Source organism: Vreelandella neptunia (assembly GCF_000712975.1).
Lineage (GTDB): Bacteria > Pseudomonadota > Gammaproteobacteria > Pseudomonadales > Halomonadaceae > Vreelandella > Vreelandella qaidamensis.
Genome location: NZ_JHQL01000005.1, coordinates 106,686 through 128,276 on the forward strand (window position 1 = coordinate 106,686; position 21,591 = coordinate 128,276).

At 53.7% G+C, this 21,591-nt stretch carries 22 protein-coding genes, 1 CRISPR repeat array and 1 riboswitch (1 of these 24 cut by a window edge); of the genes, 10 read left to right on the forward strand and 12 right to left on the reverse strand.

The window, feature by feature from the left end; translation table 11 throughout:
• Positions 1-1,124: a CRISPR direct-repeat array (repeat unit 29 nt; unit sequence CGGTTCATCCCCGCGGGTGCGGGGATCGG) (it extends 8,000 nt beyond the left edge of the window).
• A gap of 110 nt (positions 1,125-1,234) precedes the next feature.
• Genes cas2e through casA form a run of 7 tightly spaced genes read right to left on the reverse strand, consistent with a single transcriptional unit; the run spans position 1,235 to position 7,428 of the window.
• Entirely contained in the window at positions 1,235-1,528 is a 294-nt protein-coding gene (gene cas2e / locus CR46_RS0114950; RefSeq protein ID WP_030074181.1) for a type I-E CRISPR-associated endoribonuclease Cas2e, read from the reverse strand.
• Positions 1,529-2,449, reverse strand: a complete 921-nt coding sequence (cas1e, locus tag CR46_RS0114955; protein WP_030074182.1) for a type I-E CRISPR-associated endonuclease Cas1e — start codon at positions 2,447-2,449, stop codon at positions 1,529-1,531.
• A gap of 9 nt (positions 2,450-2,458) precedes the next feature.
• On the reverse strand, positions 2,459-3,148 hold the full coding sequence (cas6e, locus tag CR46_RS0114960) for a type I-E CRISPR-associated protein Cas6/Cse3/CasE (RefSeq protein WP_030074183.1): 690 nt from the start codon (positions 3,146-3,148) through the stop codon (positions 2,459-2,461).
• Positions 3,148-3,900 (reverse strand): type I-E CRISPR-associated protein Cas5/CasD, encoded by a 753-nt coding sequence (cas5e, locus tag CR46_RS0114965; protein WP_030074184.1) that lies wholly within the window; start codon positions 3,898-3,900, stop codon positions 3,148-3,150. Before cas5e ends, cas6e begins: the two co-directional genes overlap by 1 nt.
• A 9-nt stretch (positions 3,901-3,909) precedes the next feature.
• Positions 3,910-5,001 (reverse strand): type I-E CRISPR-associated protein Cas7/Cse4/CasC, encoded by a 1,092-nt coding sequence (gene cas7e / locus CR46_RS0114970; protein WP_030074185.1) that lies wholly within the window; start codon positions 4,999-5,001, stop codon positions 3,910-3,912.
• A 58-nt stretch (positions 5,002-5,059) separates the two neighbouring features.
• Positions 5,060-5,725 carry a type I-E CRISPR-associated protein Cse2/CasB gene (gene casB / locus CR46_RS0114975; protein ID WP_030074186.1) on the reverse strand — a complete coding sequence of 222 codons (666 nt, stop codon included), beginning with the start codon at positions 5,723-5,725 and terminating at the stop codon, positions 5,060-5,062.
• Entirely contained in the window at positions 5,725-7,428 is a 1,704-nt protein-coding gene (casA, locus tag CR46_RS0114980) for a type I-E CRISPR-associated protein Cse1/CasA (protein WP_030074187.1), read from the reverse strand. The genes casB and casA overlap by 1 nt, the downstream gene beginning before the upstream one ends.
• A gap of 88 nt (positions 7,429-7,516) precedes the next feature.
• Here casA and CR46_RS0114985 point away from each other — a divergent pair, with 88 nt between their 5' ends.
• Positions 7,517-7,948 (forward strand): DUF29 domain-containing protein, encoded by a 432-nt coding sequence (locus CR46_RS0114985; RefSeq protein WP_030074188.1) that lies wholly within the window; start codon positions 7,517-7,519, stop codon positions 7,946-7,948.
• A 5-nt stretch (positions 7,949-7,953) separates the two neighbouring features.
• Here CR46_RS0114985 and CR46_RS0114990 read toward each other — a convergent pair whose 3' ends face one another.
• Positions 7,954-10,629, reverse strand: coding sequence for a CRISPR-associated helicase/endonuclease Cas3 (locus tag CR46_RS0114990; RefSeq protein WP_030074189.1), 2,676 nt, complete (start codon positions 10,627-10,629; stop codon positions 7,954-7,956).
• A 160-nt stretch (positions 10,630-10,789) separates the two neighbouring features.
• On the opposite strand from CR46_RS0114990, the gene CR46_RS0114995 reads away from it, so the two are divergent.
• The 5 genes from CR46_RS0114995 to CR46_RS0115015 all read left to right on the forward strand — a co-directional run bounded on the left by CR46_RS0114995 (position 10,790) and on the right by CR46_RS0115015 (position 15,367).
• Positions 10,790-11,452, forward strand: a complete 663-nt coding sequence (locus CR46_RS0114995; RefSeq protein ID WP_030074190.1) for a hypothetical protein — start codon at positions 10,790-10,792, stop codon at positions 11,450-11,452.
• Between the two features lie 340 nt (positions 11,453-11,792).
• Positions 11,793-12,527 (forward strand): metal ABC transporter ATP-binding protein, encoded by a 735-nt coding sequence (locus CR46_RS0115000; RefSeq protein ID WP_030074191.1) that lies wholly within the window; start codon positions 11,793-11,795, stop codon positions 12,525-12,527.
• On the forward strand, positions 12,511-13,401 hold the full coding sequence (locus CR46_RS0115005) for a metal ABC transporter permease (protein ID WP_030074192.1): 891 nt from the start codon (positions 12,511-12,513) through the stop codon (positions 13,399-13,401). Before CR46_RS0115000 ends, CR46_RS0115005 begins: the two co-directional genes overlap by 17 nt.
• Before the next feature lie 27 nt (positions 13,402-13,428).
• Positions 13,429-14,532 (forward strand): metal ABC transporter solute-binding protein, Zn/Mn family, encoded by a 1,104-nt coding sequence (locus CR46_RS0115010; RefSeq protein WP_030074193.1) that lies wholly within the window; start codon positions 13,429-13,431, stop codon positions 14,530-14,532.
• Positions 14,533-14,671: 139 nt separating this feature from the next.
• Positions 14,672-15,367 carry a cupin domain-containing protein gene (locus CR46_RS0115015; protein WP_030074194.1) on the forward strand — a complete coding sequence of 232 codons (696 nt, stop codon included), beginning with the start codon at positions 14,672-14,674 and terminating at the stop codon, positions 15,365-15,367.
• Here the strand turns inward: CR46_RS0115015 and CR46_RS0115020 are convergent.
• Both CR46_RS0115020 and gloA read right to left on the reverse strand, forming a co-directional pair.
• Positions 15,348-15,713, reverse strand: a complete 366-nt coding sequence (locus CR46_RS0115020) for a DUF6164 family protein (protein WP_030074195.1) — start codon at positions 15,711-15,713, stop codon at positions 15,348-15,350. The genes CR46_RS0115015 and CR46_RS0115020 overlap by 20 nt on opposite strands.
• A gap of 1 nt (position 15,714) precedes the next feature.
• Positions 15,715-16,248 carry a lactoylglutathione lyase gene (gene gloA, locus CR46_RS0115025; protein ID WP_030074196.1) on the reverse strand — a complete coding sequence of 178 codons (534 nt, stop codon included), beginning with the start codon at positions 16,246-16,248 and terminating at the stop codon, positions 15,715-15,717.
• 244 nt (positions 16,249-16,492) lie between these two features.
• Here gloA and CR46_RS0115030 point away from each other — a divergent pair, with 244 nt between their 5' ends.
• The 4 genes from CR46_RS0115030 to thiE all read left to right on the forward strand — a co-directional run bounded on the left by CR46_RS0115030 (position 16,493) and on the right by thiE (position 19,028).
• On the forward strand, positions 16,493-16,867 hold the full coding sequence (locus CR46_RS0115030; protein WP_030074197.1) for a DUF2237 family protein: 375 nt from the start codon (positions 16,493-16,495) through the stop codon (positions 16,865-16,867).
• A gap of 154 nt (positions 16,868-17,021) precedes the next feature.
• The gene (locus CR46_RS0115035) at positions 17,022-17,366 is read left to right on the forward strand and encodes a hypothetical protein (RefSeq protein WP_030074198.1); all 345 of its coding nucleotides are present in this window, start codon (positions 17,022-17,024) and stop codon (positions 17,364-17,366) included.
• 120 nt (positions 17,367-17,486) lie between these two features.
• Positions 17,487-17,582, forward strand: a riboswitch (TPP riboswitch).
• Between the two features lie 26 nt (positions 17,583-17,608).
• On the forward strand, positions 17,609-18,418 hold the full coding sequence (gene thiM / locus CR46_RS0115040) for a hydroxyethylthiazole kinase (protein ID WP_030074199.1): 810 nt from the start codon (positions 17,609-17,611) through the stop codon (positions 18,416-18,418).
• Positions 18,408-19,028, forward strand: a complete 621-nt coding sequence (gene thiE / locus CR46_RS0115045) for a thiamine phosphate synthase (protein WP_030074200.1) — start codon at positions 18,408-18,410, stop codon at positions 19,026-19,028. The genes thiM and thiE overlap by 11 nt, the downstream gene beginning before the upstream one ends.
• A 72-nt stretch (positions 19,029-19,100) precedes the next feature.
• On the opposite strand, the gene trhP is transcribed toward thiE, so the two are convergent.
• Together trhP and CR46_RS0115055 are read right to left on the reverse strand one after the other, a co-directional pair.
• Positions 19,101-20,465, reverse strand: a complete 1,365-nt coding sequence (gene trhP, locus CR46_RS0115050) for a prephenate-dependent tRNA uridine(34) hydroxylase TrhP (RefSeq protein ID WP_030074201.1) — start codon at positions 20,463-20,465, stop codon at positions 19,101-19,103.
• A 189-nt stretch (positions 20,466-20,654) separates the two neighbouring features.
• Positions 20,655-21,530, reverse strand: coding sequence for a DMT family transporter (locus CR46_RS0115055; protein ID WP_030074202.1), 876 nt, complete (start codon positions 21,528-21,530; stop codon positions 20,655-20,657).
• Positions 21,531-21,591: the final 61 nt, after the last annotated feature.

Below are 21,591 nucleotides of genomic sequence, written 5' to 3' on the forward strand. Positions count from 1 at the left end.
TCATCCCCGCGGGTGCGGGGATCGGTTTCCGGCATTCCATGCCTGTGCGAAGTGCTGGCGGTTCATCCCCGCGGGTGCGGGGATCGGACTATTAGTTTTTTCATAATTATTCTTCCCCGCGGTTCATCCCCGCGGGTGCGGGGATCGGGCGCTGGCATTGTTTAGTCGTTGGTTTCATAGGGGTTCATCCCCGCGGGTGCGGGGATCGGGCGGCTTTTTTAACTGCGCTTGCTCAAACTTGCGGTTCATCCCCGCGGGTGCGGGGATCGGTGATGGGCGCAACACATCCAGCACCACATTTACGGTTCATCCCCGCGGGTGCGGGGATCGGAATCTCAGTTATTTCGAACTGCCCTGCTAGGTCGGTTCATCCCCGCGGGTGCGGGGATCGGTGGGCAAGCAGGCACACCGTCTAGATTCAACCCGGTTCATCCCCGCGGGTGCGGGGATCGGATGTCTTGCAGGCGCTGGTCAATGTCGCGCCGCGGTTCATCCCCGCGGGTGCGGGGATCGGGTACCCGGCACTCTCGCGAGCTACAACATTGCCGGTTCATCCCCGCGGGTGCGGGGATCGGGATCGACGTAGATGATTAGGCCTGGCTCATACCGGTTCATCCCCGCGGGTGCGGGGATCGGCTCACCAGCAACGCGAGCAGCAAAGCCGCAAGCGGTTCATCCCCGCGGGTGCGGGGATCGGCCGTTTTGATCCTGCCATTTGCGCGTTTGCATCGGTTCATCCCCGCGGGTGCGGGGATCGGTATCCCCGTGGTTAATCGTGACGCGAATCCAACGGTTCATCCCCGCGGGTGCGGGGATCGGTTCTGCTTGAGCAAATCAGAGCGCGACTGGTACGGTTCATCCCCGCGGGTGCGGGGATCGGCTGAACGTCACGGTGTGCTTGCTGGCGTCGTGCGGTTCATCCCCGCGGGTGCGGGGATCGGCCAAAAGCGCTCCACAAATTCTCAAGACATCTCGGTTCATCCCCGCGGGTGCGGGGATCGGTCTCGCACCTGATCAGCAAAGGCGCCTAGTGGCGGTTCATCCCCGCGGGTGCGGGGATCGGTCTTGCGAACCAAGGCATCCTTCTCTTCATCGCGGTTCATCCCCGCGGGTGCGGGGATCGGACTAGTTGTAGATAATTGATCTACAAAAAGAAAATAGCAGATAAAAAATTTACCGGCTATTTTGCTTACTTTTTAACCAGATCAAATTATTAAAGATCAAATAAAATCAGTTAGTTAACTTGTGGCGGTAAAAAGCGCACCAGACGTAACCCGTCATGGTCGACTGGTTCTCGGCGGTTTTCGCCATAAGTCTGAAACTCAAAGCCTGACTCATGGTTGCTGGCCCAGGCCATGGCAACATTGCCATCTTCTGCCAAGGCTTCAATCTGCTCCCAGATCATTTCACGAATTCGCCTGCTAACGTCCCCAACGTAAACACCGGCTCTAATCTCCAAGAGCCATACCGCTAACCTGCCACGTAGACGTGGCGGCACAGCTTCTGTAATCACTACGAGCATCGCCATTTATCCGCTCCTATGCCCAGCATCACCAACTGAAGGTGGCTCTGGAATAGCAGGTGGCACTGAATCAGGTGCTGGCGGAGGTGGCTGAATATCGCCAGCGGCAAGCACATCTTCGATCATGGGGATTAAGCGCTGGAGTATGCGGGATTGCTTGAATGCATCTCGGCAAGCGATACGAACTTCCCTTTCTGGCATAGGCGGATTACGTGCCGCAACCCGAAAAGCCGCGGGCACCACCGTTTCAAACTTGACGATATCGGCAATATCGTAAACAAAACTCAACGGCTTGCCGGTATGAAGATACCCAATCGCTGGAGCGTAGCCTGCTGCCAAAATAGCCGCTTCGGTAATCCCGTATAAGCAGGCAGTTGCTGCTGATAGGCATTGGTTAGCGACATCGGAGGCGTCCCACTGTTTAGGATCGTAGCGGCGCCCGTTCCATTTAACGCCATATTGTTTGGCTAATAGTTGATAGGTTTTCCGAACTCTGGCGCCTTCCATACCGCGTAGTTGCTCGATGCTGCGACGAGAAGGTGGCTCTTCGCCAAAACGCAGTTCAAACATTTTACGTACCACTTTCAGACGCAACTTTTCATCCAGCGCCAGCTGCGCTTGGTACAACAATTTGTCTGATCGCGCACCGCCCGGCTGACCTGCGCTATAGAGCCTTACGCCAGCATCACCCACCCAAATCAGTAGCGTGCCCACCGCAGCGGCTAGCTTTATGGCGGCATGTGAAACCCGTGTGCCCGGCTCCAGTAGCAGGCACGCCACTGACCCGACCGGGATATGCATGCGCTCGCCGTTCACGTCGTCGACCACAACAAAGGCGCCGTCACGAACATCTATCTGCCCCATCCCGATAAAGATCATCGACATACGGTCTTTTTCGGGGATGGGCTTTAGCGGAATAAAGCCCATATTGGTCTCCTAAGGACGGCGCAGTAGTAACAAACCACCGCCAAACGCTTTGGCCCGCCCAATTCCGTGGACCATTGTTTCGATCAGCTTTCCTGGATTTGTCACTTCCAGCAGACCTTCGTAATCCACCGTAGAGAACTGAACCGGCTTTCCGCTACCTTTATTCAGCACATGTTGGCGATAAGCACCGAGCTCTGGCGTAACTGGCAATCGAAAGCCCCATGTTTCAGCGCGGCTTTCGAGCCATTCACGGGCTTTACCATTCATCGCATCGACACAGGCTTGGCTGGTGCGCTGCCCCGGTGGAAATGGCTTTTTGGCTGCCATCAGCACATCGGCGCGCTGGCCACGTTTTCCAGGAATGGGAACTGCTACCGTGGGGTTCGCACGCAGGCGAAATGCTAGCGTATCACCAACGTTGAGCTCTGGCGTGAAGGGTTTGCTCTCGGCGTTAAGCAGACCCGTCACCGAGGTAGGCTCACGGTCTGAAAGAACGTAAAACAGCGGTAACCCTTTGGTACTTCTACCCTCCTCGGCATCTTCCATTTCTTGTCGGAAAATAAATGGTCGAGCCCCTTCATAATCTGGGAAGAGCTGCCATAAGAGCTGGTGTGCCGTGTAAGCTTCAGCGTTCATCACATCAAACAGCTTTTCTCGAGGCAGCCCATTCAGGTCGATACGCACGCGTGAGAGATACATTAACTCGCCTCCTCGTTCGACTGGGTACGGCGAAACTCCAACCGTGGGCCAAACTGCCAGCGGCGGCGATTCAGTGGTAAATCCCACACATCATTGTATTCTGCCGCTTGACCATCGCCATCTAACCTACTGGCTTCACCCTCCCAGGCATATAAAGCTTCCTCAGGAAAGCGAAGCACCGTTCTGTCTTCTCGACCGTTGAACGCCAGTGCAGGAAATGCCGCATCAAGTGCTTCTTTGAGCGTGCTGCACTGCTGCCGCTGAGGTGCCAACGGCGCAGCGGGCGGGCAGGATTTACGCCCTAGATAAAGCGGGTAATGTGGCGTTTTCAGCGCTTGCTCAAGCTCAGCCAGCGTCAGGCTGGCCGCTGGCGTTAGCCATATAGCTATTGTCCATAGACCATCGCAGCGATAGTCACGGCTGGATAGTATCGTTTTCAGCGCATCACGCGGCCCGCTAAGCTCTTCTTTGCGGGTGGCGTAACTCACCTTTGATTGTGAAGCGGGTACCTGCACCGTATGGTAATCACGCATCAGCAGGCCGGGGGTGTACTGTTTTACGCCCATGGCAATGCTTTCGCGTAACTGTGCCTGGCCCTGGTCGTCATCGCGACGTACGCCCAACGCTGCCCCGAGCAACCCAAGTACGGCGCCTTTACCAGGATAAGTAGCCGTTGGGCGCGTTTCACCAACGGCCGCTTCGCCCCAACTGGCCAGCGGCGCATAAAGCCGAAAAATAAGATAGTCGGTCATGCCGCCCCCTTATTGGTCAGTTTTCAGGAAGCCAAGTAGCTCCGTCAGAGTGCCTTTCTTAACATCACCTTTTAGTTGAGGTTGTTCATAGTCAGGTTCGGCACTGATGACAAATCGACTGTCAGCGCCTGCTTCGTAGGCGTTATCAAACGCATTGGCTTGCGCTTCTATGCGCTTAATAGCGTCAAGCGCCTGATTTTGACCCACCACAGGCCGCAGGTAGGCAGTGGAAAGCGAACGTGGCTGTTGATTGCCTTTTTCGGCTAGCACATAGCTCGCATGGGCGCGGGAGCCGAAGCTGTTTTGCTTACCTTTGGGTGAAGTTTTGACAGCCGCTTCCACTAGGGCCGCAATCGCCTGATCGGCTAGCTCGCTGTTGCCTTGCAGGTTTTCTACCAGTTGTTGGCGGTCGATGCAGATATACAGATAGAACAGCCCCGCACCAAAGCCGGATTCTCCGATATGGGCAGCACCACGGTCTTTATCACCCGTGTTCAAGTCATCGACTGCCGTGAAGTAATCATCTTCCACTTCGGCAGCATGCACAGTGATGGCGTGAGCGACCTGGCAGGCGGCATCGACGTTATACTCGGGAACAGCGGCCAGCATGCGGCCAAACAGTGCCACATCAGCAGCGGCAGGTTTGTGGCGTAAGAGCTTTAGCTCATCATCGTTGGGCTCGCGTTTTTCTTCCGCCAGTGTTTCTACCAGCTCGCTGATCGCTAGGCGCTCTTCCAGGCCAACGTGGACTAACTGCTCAATCTCAAACTCTTTGGCTTCACCTTTTTCTACTTTGCGAAGCTTGCCAAACACACCGGCAATCTTTTCTGCGCAAGCACCTGCCGTTTTCTGATCAACGCCCTTCTCGATTAATTGATCATAAGCTTCTTTTCCTAAACGCTTGGTGCGGGTACCGACATGCCCGGCCAGGGCTTCTTCAAATAGCGCAGAGGTACGCCAGGTACGTTTCAGGCTTTGAGAAGAAACACGCAGGCGTTTTGCACCACCCATCAAGGCTGTTTTAGGGCGTCCCAAATCATCGCGGTTCAGGTTAGCGGGCGGATAAGAGGTTAGCAGGTGCAGTTGAATAAAGTGGCTCATGGATAGCTCCGACAGTCAGTTAAAAATGCGCTAAAGATGATAAAAATCAGGCTTTAAATCAGTCGCCGCAATGGCTGTAGCGAGACGTTGCGGCAAAATAGTCGTTCGCTAATACAAAGCCGAGCCGTTGCGTCGGCTTGGCAGACAAACGCCCACGATGCTCGCGCCACCAGAGTGAGATAACGCTTGCTAGCAGGACAACGCTGATGTCTTTCTTATCAGCCAACGCCAGCGCACGGCGTAAGCGCTGAATAAACTCTTCAGGGGTTTGGCAGGAAAGCAGTTGCTGAAAGCGCAGCTCGCTCATCAAGGCTTTACCAGACGACTCTTTTTGCTGGCCAAGGCGTGTGGCTAATGAGATACCGTCCTTTTCGCCGCGGAGTTCTGCGACGATCAACGCGATGCAAGACCATACTTGTAGCTTTTCAGCGCGGTAATCCGTTTGCTTCGTAGCCTCCGGCAGCGCTACCCATAGTTCACGAAAACCTTGGGTTAGCATTGCCGCATCGGCGCTATCACATCGGCGCAGCACCGCGCCGACTCCACGTGGCAACGACCGCTGATTGGTGAGTTTTGCCAGCTCGTGCGGGGGTAGCGTTAATCGTTGCCACCAACGGCGTAAAGCGGTAGCTTCGGCATACGTCAAAGCCACTAGCGATTTTTTCTCCGCCTCGGTCAATAACTCATCTTTTTCGGATGTTTCCGGCGTTACTAAATCACTCATCAGGCGTCTCCAGTCGTTGTTACAGCAGAGGCCTCGTTACGCTTGGCCTTCGCGGATGGGTCAAAACTTCCCTGCTTGATAAAATCACTGACCACTTTGCTGCCTTTACTCTTGCCACTCAGAAAGTGTTGCAACTGCCGGTGAGCGGCGGTGGCACGTTCAAGATCCATGCTTTCATGGGCACCGCTGAGCGCCAGATCTTCAAATACACGCATGGCCTCATACTTCAAGGCGAAGTACCAGTTCTCAGCAACACTGGAAGGGATATGCGGCGCAGAAGGGTTATCTTGCAATGACTGTCGAAGCCCTAGCAGGGCTTTGAAAAACACCGCTTGAGTCGCATCGTAAAACTGGCTATCAATGGCGCTCATATCGCCCTTGGCATCTGACGGGCGCGAAAACCAAGCGTTTTTCACCTGAGTGCGTACCATCCAGGCGATATTGCGGGCAAGCTCGGTCAGTTGCTGTATCCATACACGCAATTTTTCCTGCTGGCCTTGTGGAATTTCCACCAGCGGCATTTCGATGCTGTACCAACCGCGCGGCTTCATGTTGTCCATGTCGTAGCCAAACACCCATAGGCGGGTCTCTCTCAGCAGCGCCTGGATGTTATCGTCGAAACGACGCTCTTGCGTTACTAGCGGTTGCTTGCCATCGATATAGCTTTTCAGCACCGCTGCCGCTATCGCGCCACTGTTATCTTCATCATGGAGCACGAAGCCGGACCAATGCCGATAACCCAGCCCGCCGGGTTGGCCTTTGCTGGATAGCGGCAACTCATTTGGTTTCTTAGGGTCGCGTCGGTAAGGCGTCAGCGGATGTAGCCAGGGGCCATCGTAATTGGCCCCCTGTTTTTTGGCGCGTAATTCACGTACCAACCGCTGCGTTTTACGCCCGCAGATATCGCATGTACATTCATCAGCTTCATCAAACAGGAGCCGAAAACGGCGCGGCATTGACCAGTAAGCGTGTAGTGGGTGGGTGTCTTCAGGTAGCACTTCAGTGCCTTTTTTATCGCTTACCCGCGTATTGGCCATCCAGAAAAATAGCGAAGGCTCTTCTGGATGCGGTGTCGACCACTGCTGTCCTTTCTGAATGGCTTCTTTCTGCGTAATGACGTTTAGCCACAGCCGCTCCCACAAGCGGGCTGTGGACAACTCAGGCATGACCAATGTTGTCAGCGGGCCTCCGCCCCGTAGGCCCACGCGAATACCGGCGCCGCCTGCGGGGGCGTTAATCTGCATAGTGTAAAGCGCTATGGCTGCGCAAGAATCGCACATCGCGTCAACGCGGCCGCGTTTAACAAAGAAGTCGGTATTGTTCTTAATGCCGTTCGCACCGGGTGCATCAATCAAGAGGCCGCTGACAGTGGCATTCTTAACATCTTCCAGCGGGTCAAGATCCTGCATAAAGCGAGGGCCGTCGCCATCCAGCTCAAAAGCACTATTGAAAGGCTCGAACGCTGTGTCCAAAGCTGCAACACTGGGTGGTTCAAGCAATCTATCAAGCCAATCGTCATGAGTTTTCGGCGACAGTGCCGTTTGCAGCAGACCAATCAGAAACTGGTAAGCAGCCCCCTGAAAATCCGCACGCGGTAGAGCAAGATTGATGACGTCAGGATCAGCCAGCGCTGAGGGCGCGCGATAGTCCACCTCACCGCTTTTCAGCAGAAAAGGTAGCCAGGGATCGTTAAGTAGGTTCATGTACACCTCGATAGTGTCGTCTGGTGTTATTGCTTGGTTTACACTGAAACATGTGGGAATCAGTCAGCAGACGGGGAGGATCAGGACAATGGCGATTCATTATGAACAGGATGCCTACGCCTGGGCGCTTGAACAGGCGGGGCTGCTGCGGGCTGGAAAAGTGGATAAGCTGGATCTTGAGCATCTCGCTGAGGAGATTGAAAGCATGGGAAAAAGCGAGCGACGCGCCTTGATCAGTCAGCTGGCCCGCTTGCTGATGCACCTGCTGAAATGGGATCACCAGCCGGACAGGCGCTCGCGCAGCTGGCGGCTGACAATTCAGGATGCGCAAAGCAAGGTAAACCGTTTGTTGAAAGACAACCCTAGCTTGAAAGCATCGCTGCCTGATCTGATGAATGAAGCCTATGAAGATGCACGTCGAGCGGCGGCCATCGAAACAGACCGCGAGCCGCAAGACTTTCCCGAACCGTGCCTGTACAGTTTTGAAGAAGCCATCAACTTTCAGCCCAGCGAACACTGAGCGACTCATGACGTTTGCTCTTTAGCGCCAAGCCGAACGCCCCATTGGGTATCATAGCCACAATCCGGGTCATCATTAGGCAGCCAGGGCTGAGTATATTTCAGCACTTTATAGCGCTCTTGAAGGGTAAGCCACTGGCTTTCATAGCGGCTTGGCAACGCTGCCAACTTGGTAGCCTGGCTTTGGCGTAGCTTCACCTGGCTGAGCATATCAGCATGGCGGCCCTCTCCCGCCCATAGCGCCAGCTCGTCACCGTCAGAGAATGACAACAGCACGACATTAATGGTTGGCTCATCCATCAAGCGTGTGCCTATCTCTTGTTCTTCCTGCCATTGATCGCTTTTGACGTAGCCCTCTTCAAGATCAAGTGCATTGAATGTCGCCATCGAACCAGCCGTTCTCTGCATGCCTTTTTGCTCATAGCGAGCAGTCTGAAGACCATCAGGAATAACGTCAGCGACGCGGCCGTAAACGCCTTCAATAAGCTCTCTCGCCTCTTCGGGTAGACGTATCGCTTCCAGGTGGCGCAATACTCGCTGGGTTAGCCAGCTCAGCGAGGTGTCGCGGTAAACGGCCTGAGTACCTGGCAGTGTTCGCTGCAGCCATTTTTCATCGGGGTCATCTGACCATGGCGGTGCCAGAACTAAAAGCCGTGGTGGGCAGCGCAACCCACGCTGATGGCGCTGCAAACGCCCAGCCCGCTGGATAAGTAAATCAATGGGTGCGATATCGCTGACCATCACATCCACATCACAGTCCAAGGACTCCTGGAATACCTGCGTGCTGATTAACACCTGGCCCTTGCGCATGTCGGGTGTCGAATCCTTGCCTAAACGCTCAATGACCTGAGATTCAATGCGCTGCCTATCCACCATGGCAAAACGACTGTGGAATAGCAGGCAGTGCTCTGGGTCAGGATGGCGGGCAGCAATCGCTTCAAACGCGCGAATAGCGTCATCAACGGTATTGCGCACCCAGGCAATACACTCACCGGCCTCTATTGCCGCCAGCACAGCATCAATGGCCTGCTCTTCTTCGGTTAGCCAATCAACCTCTACGCTTCTAGCAACTTCCTTGCGTGAGCCAAGCGGCAATTCTAGCGGCTGCCCTTCACTCACATGAGTCAGAAGCGGAAAATCATCTTTTTGTGGCGTTGTTTCTGACTGGCCAAGTCCTGCTTGCCAAGCAGCCATCAAGTCACTGCGCATAGCGCGGGGAAGCGTCGCGGTTAACAGAATAGCGCTACCGCCCTGCCGAGCGTGGTAGCTTAGTAGCTGGCTTAGCAGCGTCTGCATGTAATTGTCGTAGGCATGCACTTCATCAATCACTAACACCTTGCGCGCCAGCCCATACAATCGCAGTGACTGATGACGAAATGGCAAAATAGCCATCAGCGCCTGATCGATAGTGCCGACACCGACTTCAGCCAACAGTGCTTTTTTACGCGAGTCCGCTAGCCATTGATTACAGCGGCTGGTCGCTGAGAGCTCACTGCTGGTGTAATCAAGATCGCCAGGATGAGGCGCCGCAACCGCTGCCATAAAATCATCGTTTAAATCCCGCGCCCCATGGGCAAGAACAAAAGAAGGCATTGATTCAGCGGTGTAAAATCGACGATGTAAATTGCCTAGCCGTGCATACATGGCGTTAGAAGTGGCCATTGTAGGCAGTGCAAAATAAAGCCCATCGCCATGACCTGCTGCCAACAGGCGCTGGGTAAGAATGCAGGCAGCTTCTGTTTTCCCTGAACCTGTCTCATCTTCCAATATAAACAGCTGTGGCCCATCGGTAATTGCCACCGTTTCCGCTGCGTGCTGCAAAGGGGTAGGCGTGACAGTTTGCTGGCCAAACCAGCTTGCCATACCCGCGTAAGGAAGTGGCTCAGGGAGGCGTTTAAATCCTGTTTCTTGCAGTGCCCGCTCTGCGTTAGCCAACGCCATTTGCCAGTAATCAGTAAGTGGCATCTTCATTTGGTGGTAAGCAAAGTGATCCTGATTAGAACCTAACCAATCACTTAATGTTGCCCAGCCTGCAATTGACCAGCTTAAGGTTTGCAGCGCATAAACCCACTCTTCAGAAAACAGCTGCTCGGTGGGCCAATCTGGCGGGACAATGTCGGCCCAATCAGCAATAAACTGACGCGTTGCCTCCACGTCATCTGCGTGTTGATCACGGCAAAAGAATGCCTCTACATCAACTTTTCCTGCCTCAACAGGCTGGCCGTGATGGCCGAAAAAAGGCGGTGTGAGGACAGGCAAAGCTGCGCGTAGCGCCTTGCGCTCCATACGGCTAAATCCAGCAGGCCATCGTAGCGTGCCGTCTTCAAACCATTCATGCCATTTAGCCTCCCAAATCACTGCGCCTAAGCGGTCATGGCGCTGCGTATAGGCACATTGTGCTATTGGCGGTACCAAATCTTGATTTGCTGAAGATGTAAAAAGCCCTTGAAAAGCTCGTGAGAACTTACCGATATCGTGCAGGCCAAGCCAAAAAACCAATAGCTGGCGCAGCGCTTCAGGTTTAAGACTTAGTTGTGCTGCCAAGCGTTGCGTCAGCGGCCTATCAGGCGAAAGCAATAGCCAACCCACAGCAGCAACATCGAGGTTGTGATAAGGCAATAGGTGGCACTCAACAGCCTGCCCTTTGGCCTGCGCTTTACCCCAGTAGCGGTAGTAAGTCACTGCTGCCTCCTTGCGCCTTTGTCTATCCCTCCATCTAACCATTCTTTACTCACCCTCGCTATTGACCTTAGTCATACTTAGCGCTCCTGAACACCACGCCATCTCGTTGCACGTGACGTGCTACGCTTTACGTTACTTTTTCTTATTTAGGTAATTTGCTATGCCGATGTTTCGTGTGTGGGCGGCTTCTGCGCTGGTGCTATTTACGCTGTCTACGCAAGCTCAGGCGCAGTCGTCTACTGACTGGACAATGTATGACGATGTGTTTGAAAACGGGGCACACCATGCGGCGTGGTGGGATGCGGGGTGGACGGGGATTTATGCGACGAGCCTTGCCTTTGATGCTTACCAGTCGAGCGAGGCGAGTAGCCGCAATGACCGCTTTGATGCGCGGGTGGGGGTGGTGAAGTCGGCTTTAGCCTTGGGTGGAATGCTCACGGATCGGCAGCCACATCAGGCGGCATTGATTGAGTACGAGCGTTTGAAAGCGCGTGGCGAGCTGAGCGGCGTGCAGGCGCTGGGGTTACAGCTTGCCCAGGCGGAGCGTGAACGCCGTGGGTTTGAGGCGCGCCTTAGTTCGCTGTTGGTGAATAGCGTGGCGGGCGCGGTCATTGCCGCCGATGGCCGTGAACGCGATGGCGCGGTGAACTTTGCCACCGGTATGCTGATCAATGAGCTGCAGATTTGGACGCAGCCCAACCAGGCCTCCAGTGCAATTAACCGCTTTCAGCCTGCTCGCCTCTCGGTTGGCCCTGTCACGCTGGATGGCGAATACGCATTATTGATCTCCCCACAGCAAATTGGTGCTACGTGGCGCTATTAGCCGCGACGTGATCGCCGTATGCCATGGTGATAGTAAGAGACACGTTGATTCACGCACGGGGTACTGCCAGTCGATTTAACATTGTCAGTGCAGCAGGATTGTCAGCACACCAGGAGCGCGTAAAATATTGGCCTCTTTTTTGGTTTCACCAATTGTTATGTTATAACTTATTTATTGGTTAGCGAGGACACTCAATGAGTGAGCATATGCATCGCCATAACAAGGAAGGTCCTTGTCATTTTTCGTTGATGTCGTTATCTGCCGCGAAGCGGTTGGGTTTAGTGGCACTCCCGCTGCTGGGGTTGTGGGGTTTAGTGGTGTGGGCCAGCGGGTGGCCACTATGAGTGAACGTTCACTTTCACGCTTGCAGTTGCATGATTTGCACCTTGCCCAGGGCGGACGCACGGTTCTTGAGCATGTTGATGGCGATATAAAGCCCGGTGCTATTACGGCGCTGATTGGCGCGAATGGGGCGGGTAAAAGTACGTTGATCCAGGCGATTATGGGTGAGCTACGTCCTATTAGTGGTGAAGTAGTCTGCACGATCGATAAAGCACGCCGTGCGTGGTTGCCCCAGCAGTTGGCGTTAGACCTGACTTTTCCGATGAGCGTTGAAGAGTTGGTAATGACCGGCAGCTGGCCAAGCCATGGGGCGTTAAAAGGCTACTGCGCAGCGCATTATCGCAAGGGCCGCGACATCATGGCGCGCTTGGGTATTTCGCATTTGGCTCACCGCCCTTTGGGTGAGCTTTCTGGTGGTCAGCGCCAGCGGGCACTGATTGGCCGTACGTTGATGCAGGAAGCGGAGCTTTTGTTACTGGATGAGCCGTTTGCCAATGTGGATAGCGATACGGTGGATATTTTAATTCGCAGCTTGCGTCAAATGGCCGATGAAGGCGTAACCATCATTGTTGTCCTGCACGATATGGATCACCTAAGCCGCCTAGCCGATGAAGTGTTGATGTTAAGTGGTGGGCATGGGCGCTGGGTCGCGCCTAGCGCGCTTAACCACCAACATGCACCAGCACAGGTGGTGCCGTTTGCTTTGGGAGGTCGTCATGCTGGCACTGCTTGATGCATGGTTTGTGGCACCTTTCGAGTATGGCTTTATGCGCCGTGCTGTCGTTGGTGGCTTAGCCCTTTCGCTTGCTGCCCCTCCGTTGGGCGTATTTTTGGTGCTACGGGGCATGAGCTTGATTGGCGATGCCATGGCGCACGCTATTTTGCCTGGTGTGGCACTGGGTTTTTTGCTCGCAGGGTTCTCTCTGCCGGTGATGAGCGTCGGCGGTGTTCTGTTCGGCGTGATGGTGGCCTTACTTGCTGGAGCTGTGTCGAAAATGGGCGGCCAGCGGGAAGATGCGGCGATGGCGAGCTTTTTTATTATTTCGCTAGCGGCCGGAGTATTACTTATTTCTATGGGTGGCAGCAGTGTGGATTTAACCCATGTGCTGTTCGGCTCAATTTTGGCGATTAACTCCACAGCGCTACTGCTCATTGCCTCTATCAGCACGTTGATTGTGATTATTCTGGCGATTATTTTCCGGGCGTTGGTCGTGGAGTGTTTAGACCCCCTGTTTTTACGCGGGCAAAGCCGCCGCAGTGGCTGGGTACATAGTGTTTTTTTAGGGCTATTGGTGCTGAATTTAACTGCGGGGTTCCAAACATTGGGCACGTTAATGGCGGTGGGCTTAATGATGCTGCCTGCTACAGCAGCACGGTTTTGGAGTAAACGACTGGAAGGCTTAATCGGCATTGCCGTGGTCTTAGCCATGATCGCTAGTACCGGTGGCTTGTTGATTTCGTTCCACCTTGATACCCCCTCTGGGCCAAGCATTATTTTGCTGGCGGGGTTGGGCTATCTACTGTCGGCACTGTTCGGCCGCTATCACAGCTTAGCCGCGAAGCTGCGGCGTAAGACAACGCCGCTAGCGCTTGAACAGTCGTCATAACTTTTTATCTTTTTGAAGGAGCGTTGTATGTCGCTTTTCTCTTCATCGCGCTGGTTGGTAGGCGTTTCAGCCATGCTGGCACTGCCTGCGGCAATGGCTAACGATCGTGTTCAGGTGGTGACCAGCTTCTCTATTTTGGCCGATATGGTCGAAAACGTGGGCGGCGAACATGTCGAAGTTACATCGCTTGTCGGCCCTGACGGCGATGCTCATGTTTATTCGCCCAGCCCAGGCGATGCCCGCGCGCTGGCTGGCGCTGATATGGTGGTGTTTAACGGGCTGTTATTTGAAGGCTGGATGGAGCGCTTGATTGAATCGAGCGACTATTCGGGCGCACTGGTTATGGCAACGACAGGCCTTGAACCCCGAGCTTTTGCCGAGCATGGTCATGAAGAAGAGGGTCATGATGACCATGGGCACGGGCACGACGATCACGGGCACGACGATCACGGGCATGACGACCACGGGCACGACGAGCACGATCACAGTGAACATAACCACGGCGATGATGATCCACATGCATGGCAGGACCTACGTCAAGCAAAGGTCTACGTTACCAATATTCGCGATGGCTTGATCGAAGCTGACAGCGCTAATGCCGATAGTTATCAAGCGAATGCTGAGCGTTATTTAGCAGAGATAGAGCAGGCGGATAGCGAGATTCGCGATTTGTTAAGCGGCATTCCGGCATCTGCCAGCGTGATTACCGGCCACGATTCGTTTGGCTATTTTTCAAATGCTTATGGGGTGAGCTTTCTTTCTCCTGTCGGCCTGTCTACTGAAGCTGACCCCAGCGGCGCTAGCATGGCTGCGCTGGTGGATGTCATCGAACAGGAAAACGTGCAGGCACTATTTCATGAGAACATGACCAACCAAGCGATCATTAATCAGCTTGCCGAAGAAACTGGCCTGCCGATTGTTGGCACGCTATATGCTGATGCGCTGGCCAGTGAAGGCGACGCCAGCACTTACCTGGGCATGATGCGTCATAACGCCAAGGTGTTGCACGCGGCTCTGGCCGAGGCGGGTCAAGCTAATGACGACCACGACCACGACCACGACCACGACCACGACCACGACCACGACCACGACCACGACCACGACCACGACCATCATGGTCATGCTCATTAAGATAAAATGTAAACATTTGAATACCGTCAAGCAGACGGTATTTTTTTGCGTTGCATTTTGCCCTGGGGATGGGGAGACTTGCACTACTGCTGCGAATTTTCACCTCTGCAAATTTTCACCCCTGTAAAGAGCCAACACCATGCGACTGAACGCCGATTTTAGCCACTTTGCCTGTGTCACACCGGATCAGTATCGTTGGGTGGACTCCCCCAGTGCTGGTGTAGAGCGCATGATGCTGGACCGCATTGGCGACGAAGTCGCCAGAGCTACTAGCCTGGTGCGCTACGCGCCGAACAGCCAGTTCAGCCGTCATACTCACGGCGGTGGTGAAGAAATTTTGGTGCTGGAAGGTGTCTTTGCCGATGAGCATGGCCGCTATCCGGCAGGCAGCTACTTACGCAACCCGATTGGCACTGGTCATACCCCGCAAATAGGCGAAGAAGGCGCACTTATTCTGGTTAAGCTACACCAGTTTGATGAAGATGACCTTCTTCAGCTGGCCGTGCCTGCCCATCGCCTTCCCTGGCAACCCGACCGGCGGCCTGGCATTACTTATAAAATGCTACACACCTATAGCTCAGAACAGTACGGTCCTGAACGAGTCAGCCTAGAACGCTGGGAGGCCGATACAACGGTGTCTTATCCAACGCTTAGCGGCGGTTTAGAGCTATTTGTGTTGGAAGGTGCTGTTCTTAGTGATGGGCAGGAGTACGCAACTGGCAGTTGGTGTCGCTTCCCGGTGGGTGCGGCACCTCAGTTGCAAGCAGGTAGCGAAGGCGTGCAGCTTTATTTAAAGCGCGGCCATTTAGCCGCCGCTAATTTACTAAGCCAATAAACGGTAGCAGCGTCAATAACGCAATCAGTATCACGGCAACCATCACCAATAAGACTTGCACGGGGTGGGCGAGAAAGCGCCGCCATAACGTAGGGGCATTGCCACTAGCAACGGCTTCTTCATGGGCGCGCCGTGCGTTGGCTTGGCGGTTTTCCTGATACGCTGCCAACGCTGCTTCGGCAGCCTCGCGTTGTGCGGTGTTACGCAGCCAAATGGCATCGACACCCAGGCGAAAAAACCCCGCCTGGGTTTCATACACATCAAAGCCCTGCTCATCTAGCAGCTGGCGTACTTCCATCGCCTCTTCATCTGTCACGTGGCGCAACCGAAACAGCAAGTGGGCCATGTTAGTCGCCCTTATCAGCCATACGGTCTGCCTGAATCACCTCGATCCAGTAGCCGTCTGCATCTTTGACAAAAATAACGTCTTTCATCTTGCCCTGATCCGCGCGCTTAACGAACGTCACCTGATGCTCGTCGAACCATGCTTGAGCGGCTTCTAGGTCAGGCACGCTAAAACAAATATGACCAAACCCTTGGGGCTCTGCGTTACCGTCGTGATAGGCAAAATCTTGCTGATCCTCGGTGCTCCAGTTATGCGTTAACTCTAACAAGCCTTTCTGACTGAAGGTCCAGGCAGTACGGGCTTGAAGGTCTTCCGGTACATTATCGCTGTCATCCATATTGGCTAGAAAGTAGAGCGAAAACTGCATCTCTTCAAAATCCAATCGACGTAGCACCTGCATGCCAAAGACCGTGGAGTAAAACGCTAGCGCGCGTTCGGGATCTTTTACCCGCAGCATCGTATGATTTAAGCGAAACCCTTGGGTTTGCGGCGCCGCGGATGCGACACCGGGATGTTGTTCGCCTTGAAACGACATAACCTCTCCTATTTCATATTCATAAAATACGTTGACGAACCCTACAACTTGTACAAAACTTTGACCACTTTCAATATTTTGTAAGCTTTTAAGTACAAACGTTTTTAAGTACGTAAGCTTTTACGTACGTAGTCTATCAGCACCTGATGCACTACCTTACCTCATCATGCTGTTTCACTATTTAAAAGGTGGGCATCGTTTAGCTAGCCCTTAGCTTAGCCCGCCCTATGCCAGAGGAGCCACTATGTCTCGTGATCGCAATGTGCTAGGTGAACCATTAACTCCCTGCTGCCATGACCCTAAAACTGGTTTTTACCGTGATGGCTTTTGTCGCACAGGGCCCGATGATGTCGGTACGCACTCAGTATGCGCGATGGTAACCGAAGAATTTTTAACGTTTTCAAGAGCTCAAGGCAACGACCTAGTGACTCCACGCCCAGAATATGGGTTTCCAGGCCTGCAGCCCGGCGACCGCTGGTGTGTCTGTGCTAACCGTTGGCAGGAAGCTGCACAAGTTGGCTTGGCTCCACCAGTGTTATTGTCTGGCACTCATGAGAAAACATTAGAGATTATTCCATTCATCAAGCTGCAGCAGCATGCACTGGATGCTGTTCATTAAGTGCTTTCGCTTCGAATCCTGGAATTTCTATGCAAACCTTCTACACTCTAGTGTGTATTTTTACAAAACTTAATTACCTTTACTAACTTCGCTTGTAGCATTCCTCTAGAGAACACTGTGATGCCTTACTAACGGTATCCACTTGGAGTTTGTCATGACTGCGATTGATATGACCCTCGGCGACCATCTAACACTCAAGCAGTTGGCCCGCGCTATACAGAATGGCTTTTCGCCTATTGTGGAAGTCGAATCCATGGATGGCATCTATAAAGTTCGCTTCCATCACGCTAACGGTGTCTCTGATTTAACCAATGCCCAAGGCCATGTCAGTACCTTTTTGGGCACTGGTGAAATTCGCGATACTCTAGGCCAATTAGGCCTTACTCATGGCGTGCTTACCTTTGCAGACCAGTGTGGCGATGAAATGATTGGTGTCGAAGGAAAAGCGATAACTCCCGATGAAATGTTAACTTACGGTACACGTATCGCATTTCGCTAATCGCGCTTCGCTAATAGCTAACTGTTCGCTAATAGCTAACTGGTAGTCTGTTAATAGCTAAGACAGTTAGTAGCGCGAAAGCCCTCAGGCTTTACAGATTGATCTAAGCCAAGGATAGTACTACCACGACAGGGGCGCCCATGACTAATGGGCTGAGAAGCACCCTTTGAACCTGAACCGGATAACGCCGGCGTAGGGAGTCGTGGTGCGGCTGCACCACCTCCCCCTGCCGGGAGGATATTATGCTTTCACGCCCACTCGGCGATTACCTCATCGATCTGCGCGCTGCGACACCACTGGTACATTGCATTACCAACTACGTGGCGATGAACAGCACCGCTAATTTGCTATTAGCGACAGGCGCATCCCCTGCCATGCTACATGCGCAAGAAGAGGTGGCTGAATTCACCGCTATTTCTGGCGCGCTATCGATCAATATTGGCACCCTCTCTTCCCCTTGGGCTGACGCCATGGTTATCGCTGCGCGCACCGCCCAGCAAAACAATATTCCATGGGTGCTCGATCCTGTTGCGGTTGGTGCCACCACCTTTCGCCAGCGTTTGTGCAAGACGCTGCTGACTTATCAACCCAGCGTTATTCGCGGCAACGCCTCGGAAATCCAAGCGCTTAACGGTTTGGCTAGCCTGGGGCGAGGCGTTGATGCCACCACCAGTTCTCAAGAAGCCACGACCGCAGCCATTGCGCTAGCACAACAACATCGTTGCGTCGTCGCGGTTACCGGTGAGACAGATGTCATCACTGACGGCACCCATCATTATCGGCTTAAAGGTGGTCACCCGTTAATGCCCCGCGTGACTACCTTAGGCTGTGGACTGAGTGCGCTGGTGGCAAGCTTTGTGGCCGCCAATCACGAGCAGCCGTTGGAGGCCAGCTTGGCCGCCTTAGCATGTTTTAGCATAGCGGGCAGTCGCGCAGGTAAGCAGGCTCAAGGCCCTGGTAGTTTCCAGGTGGCGCTGTTGGATACGCTCTATCAGTTAACGCCCGACGATCTCTCAACTTTTGCTCAATTGGAGGCAGTGCATGCCGTTTGATCTTTCGCTCTATCTCATTACTGATGCTGAGCTATGCGCCGAATTTGGCCTTGAAAAGACGGTCGAAGCGGCTATACAAGGCGGCATTACCATGGTGCAGCTTCGCGATAAATACGCGAGTGACGAGCAAATGATCGCCCAGGCCAAACGCCTCAAAGCGATGTTATCAGGTAGTGGCGTTCCACTGATTATTAACGATCGTCTGAACGTGGCGTTAGCCAGCCAAGCTGATGGCTTACATGTCGGGCAAAGCGACACGGCTGTTCAAGAAGCGCGAAACACTCTCGGCCAGCACGCCATTATTGGGCTTTCGATTAACACCCCTGCCCAACTTCAGGAAGCTCCCGTCGAACTGCTCAATTACGTCGGTTTAGGGCCCGTCTTTGCAACTGGCAGCAAACAAGATCATGCCCAACCAATTGGCTTTGATGGGCTGGCATGGCTTGCTAATGCTTGCCAACTCCCCAGTGTCGCGATTGGTGGACTAAAAGCTGAACACATGGCTCAAGTGAAAGCCGCTGGGGCAAACGGTATTGCGGTTATTTCTGCTATTTGTGGTCAGCCAGACCCACGCTTAGCCGCGCAGGCCTTTTTCCACGACCGCTTGTAACCATCTTCCTAACGACGCTCTTAACGGGTCTCTTAAGACCACGCAACAACTGTGCGTGATTTTAAGGATAATTTAAGCAGCAGGTACGCCGAGTTGAACCGCGGCAATAGATCCTGCTGGCTTGAGGTCGCGCATCAAAAGCGCAAACTCTAGCTGTTCAGGAGGGATGCTGACGCCTGGCACTGGGATACGTACCCGGTGCCCAGAGCCAGGAGCGGCCTTTTGGGCTTCGCCGCGGGTATTCTCAATATGGTCAAGCACAAAACGGTGGTTTCCACTTGGCAGCATCAGCTCCATGCCATCGCCTATTTCAAAGCGGTTTTTCACCTCAATGTCTAGCCAGCCACGCACGGGATCGTAGCCCAATACTTCACCGACAAACTGTTGGTGGACACCGATAGAACTGCCCTGCTCATAGCTCTGAAATTCATCGTGTACATGGCGCCGATAGAAGCCTTCGGTGTACCCCCTGTTGGCTAGGTTTTCAAGCTCATCCATTAGCCCCATATTAAAGGGACGGCCAGCCACGGCATCGTCGATTGCGCGGCGATAAACCTGCGCGGTACGCGCAACGTAGTAGTGGGACTTTGTCCGCCCTTCGATCTTTAGCGATGCCACACCCATTTCTGTCAGGCGCGCTACGTGCTGTACCGCACGCAGATCCTTCGAGTTCATAATGTAGGTGCCGTGTTCATCTTCGTACACCGGCATTAATTTACCGGGGCGGGTAACGTCTTCAATTAGCGCCGAGAGCTCGTCTTGGTCGGCGGCAGTCGTGCTAACACCGGCAGGTATCAGGTCGCCTGTCTCATCTTGGGTAGCCGCTATCGTGTTGTATTTCCAACGGCATGCATTGGTGCAGGTACCTTGATTGGGGTCGCGGTGGTTAAAATAGCCCGATAGCAGGCAGCGCCCAGAATAAGCGATACATAGCGCACCGTGAACAAAGGTTTCGATCTCTAGGCCAGGGCACTCGGCACGAATTTCACCTATTTCTTCAAGGGATAACTCCCGAGATAAAATAATGCGGCTGATACCTTGGCGCTGCCAGAATTGCGCAGCGGCCCAGTTCACCACGTTAGATTGCACCGAAAGATGGATCTCTTGATCCGGCCAGCGATCGCGAATCATCATAATCAGACCCGGGTCTGACATGATCAGCGCATCCGGCCCCGCCTCAATGACTGGCTCCATATCCCGCAGGTACGTTTTCAATTTGCTGTTATGTGGGGCAATGTTAGAAGCAACGTAGAACTTCTTGCCTCGCGCGTGGGCGTAGTCAATACCACGATGCAAATTATCGACTTTAAAATCGTTGTTGCGCACCCGAAGTGAATAGCGAGGTTGACCTGCGTACACCGCATCAGCCCCATAGGCAAACGCGTAACGCATATTTTTAAAAGTACCGGCAGGCGAGAGTAATTCAGGAGCTTGCATAGATAGTCACCGTTGTCAGGACGATGGCGCAGGAGCGCTTATGATGAGAGTGGCGGATTATAACTAGCTCAAGCCCTCTGTCTTGCCCAGCTACCAACTTTGATGATCCAGATCAAAAAGTAACCGTAATCAGTTGTTTGATAACCCTTAGGGGTAACAACGCTGTTGCTCACCCAGCGGCCAACACGTTTACGCAGTTGGGCGACGCTTCAGCGTCGTACGGCGGTCATGGTAGGCAATCGCTAGCCCGCTGCCCATAATCAGCGCACTGCCCACCCATACCCATAGGTCAGGCAGTTCTCCCCAGAACCACCAACCCAACAGTACCGCCCACAGCATGGCCGTGTAATCAAACGGTGCTGCAATAGCCGCTGGGGCAAAGCGAAAGGCTAGGGTAATAAATACGGTGGCTCCGATACCTAATACACCGGCGGCTAAAAAACCCAACCAGTGCCAGGGCTGCGGGGTCTGCCATACCCAGGGCAAGCTAATAGTTGTCAGTAAAAAAGGTACTAACGTCATATAAAATACCATTGCCCATAGGTGCTCCCGAGCGCCATAGCGACGCGCAGTAATCATCAGCAATGCATAGAAAACTGCCGCCCCCAGAAGGGTCAGCGCGCCCACCTGAAACGCGCCACCACCTGGGCGAACCACGATTAATACACCAACAAAACCAACTAACGATGCTATCAGTACCGGTGGATCAATACGCTCACCAAGCAGCGGCACCGACAGCAGCGTGACAAACAGCGGCGCTACAAATGCAATCGCTGTGGCTTCGGCAAGCGGCATCAGCGTTAGCCCCCAAACAAAGCAGACCATGGTGGCAGTGTAAATTAGCCCTCTTAACAAATGCACACGAGGCCGCGCGGTACGCAGCTTGCGTAATCCACCTGAGAAATAAGCCAAGAGTGCAATTAACGGTAATGACACTAAGGTACGAAAGAAAATAATCTGTAACGGCGAATGCACTTCACCTAGCCATTTCGACACCGCATCACCCAACGCTAAGAACAGCACCCCCAAGCACATACAGAGAATGCCTTTTAACGACGTAGTCACGATGCTCTCCTTACTTTCCGGACACTATCTAGCGGAATTCAACACTAATAAAAACCCCGCC

What these genes read in the sequence shown, in the direction of transcription:
- cas2e (WP_030074181.1), bottom strand. Translation starts at nt 1,528, where the DNA reads ATGGCGATGCTCGTAGTGATTACAGAAGCTGTGCCGCCACGTCTACGT.
- cas1e (WP_030074182.1), bottom strand. Translation starts at nt 2,449, where the DNA reads ATGGGCTTTATTCCGCTAAAGCCCATCCCCGAAAAAGACCGTATGTCG.
- cas6e (WP_030074183.1), bottom strand. Translation starts at nt 3,148, where the DNA reads ATGTATCTCTCACGCGTGCGTATCGACCTGAATGGGCTGCCTCGAGAA.
- cas5e (WP_030074184.1), bottom strand. Translation starts at nt 3,900, where the DNA reads ATGACCGACTATCTTATTTTTCGGCTTTATGCGCCGCTGGCCAGTTGG.
- cas7e (WP_030074185.1), bottom strand. Translation starts at nt 5,001, where the DNA reads ATGAGCCACTTTATTCAACTGCACCTGCTAACCTCTTATCCGCCCGCT.
- casB (WP_030074186.1), bottom strand. Translation starts at nt 5,725, where the DNA reads ATGAGTGATTTAGTAACGCCGGAAACATCCGAAAAAGATGAGTTATTG.
- casA (WP_030074187.1), bottom strand. Translation starts at nt 7,428, where the DNA reads ATGAACCTACTTAACGATCCCTGGCTACCTTTTCTGCTGAAAAGCGGT.
- CR46_RS0114985 (WP_030074188.1), top strand. Translation starts at nt 7,517, where the DNA reads ATGGCGATTCATTATGAACAGGATGCCTACGCCTGGGCGCTTGAACAG.
- CR46_RS0114995 (WP_030074190.1), top strand. Translation starts at nt 10,790, where the DNA reads ATGCCGATGTTTCGTGTGTGGGCGGCTTCTGCGCTGGTGCTATTTACG.
- CR46_RS0115000 (WP_030074191.1), top strand. Translation starts at nt 11,793, where the DNA reads ATGAGTGAACGTTCACTTTCACGCTTGCAGTTGCATGATTTGCACCTT.
- CR46_RS0115005 (WP_030074192.1), top strand. Translation starts at nt 12,511, where the DNA reads ATGCTGGCACTGCTTGATGCATGGTTTGTGGCACCTTTCGAGTATGGC.
- CR46_RS0115010 (WP_030074193.1), top strand. Translation starts at nt 13,429, where the DNA reads ATGTCGCTTTTCTCTTCATCGCGCTGGTTGGTAGGCGTTTCAGCCATG.
- CR46_RS0115015 (WP_030074194.1), top strand. Translation starts at nt 14,672, where the DNA reads ATGCGACTGAACGCCGATTTTAGCCACTTTGCCTGTGTCACACCGGAT.
- CR46_RS0115020 (WP_030074195.1), bottom strand. Translation starts at nt 15,713, where the DNA reads ATGGCCCACTTGCTGTTTCGGTTGCGCCACGTGACAGATGAAGAGGCG.
- gloA (WP_030074196.1), bottom strand. Translation starts at nt 16,248, where the DNA reads ATGTCGTTTCAAGGCGAACAACATCCCGGTGTCGCATCCGCGGCGCCG.
- CR46_RS0115030 (WP_030074197.1), top strand. Translation starts at nt 16,493, where the DNA reads ATGTCTCGTGATCGCAATGTGCTAGGTGAACCATTAACTCCCTGCTGC.
- CR46_RS0115035 (WP_030074198.1), top strand. Translation starts at nt 17,022, where the DNA reads ATGACTGCGATTGATATGACCCTCGGCGACCATCTAACACTCAAGCAG.
- thiM (WP_030074199.1), top strand. Translation starts at nt 17,609, where the DNA reads ATGCTTTCACGCCCACTCGGCGATTACCTCATCGATCTGCGCGCTGCG.
- thiE (WP_030074200.1), top strand. Translation starts at nt 18,408, where the DNA reads ATGCCGTTTGATCTTTCGCTCTATCTCATTACTGATGCTGAGCTATGC.
- trhP (WP_030074201.1), bottom strand. Translation starts at nt 20,465, where the DNA reads ATGCAAGCTCCTGAATTACTCTCGCCTGCCGGTACTTTTAAAAATATG.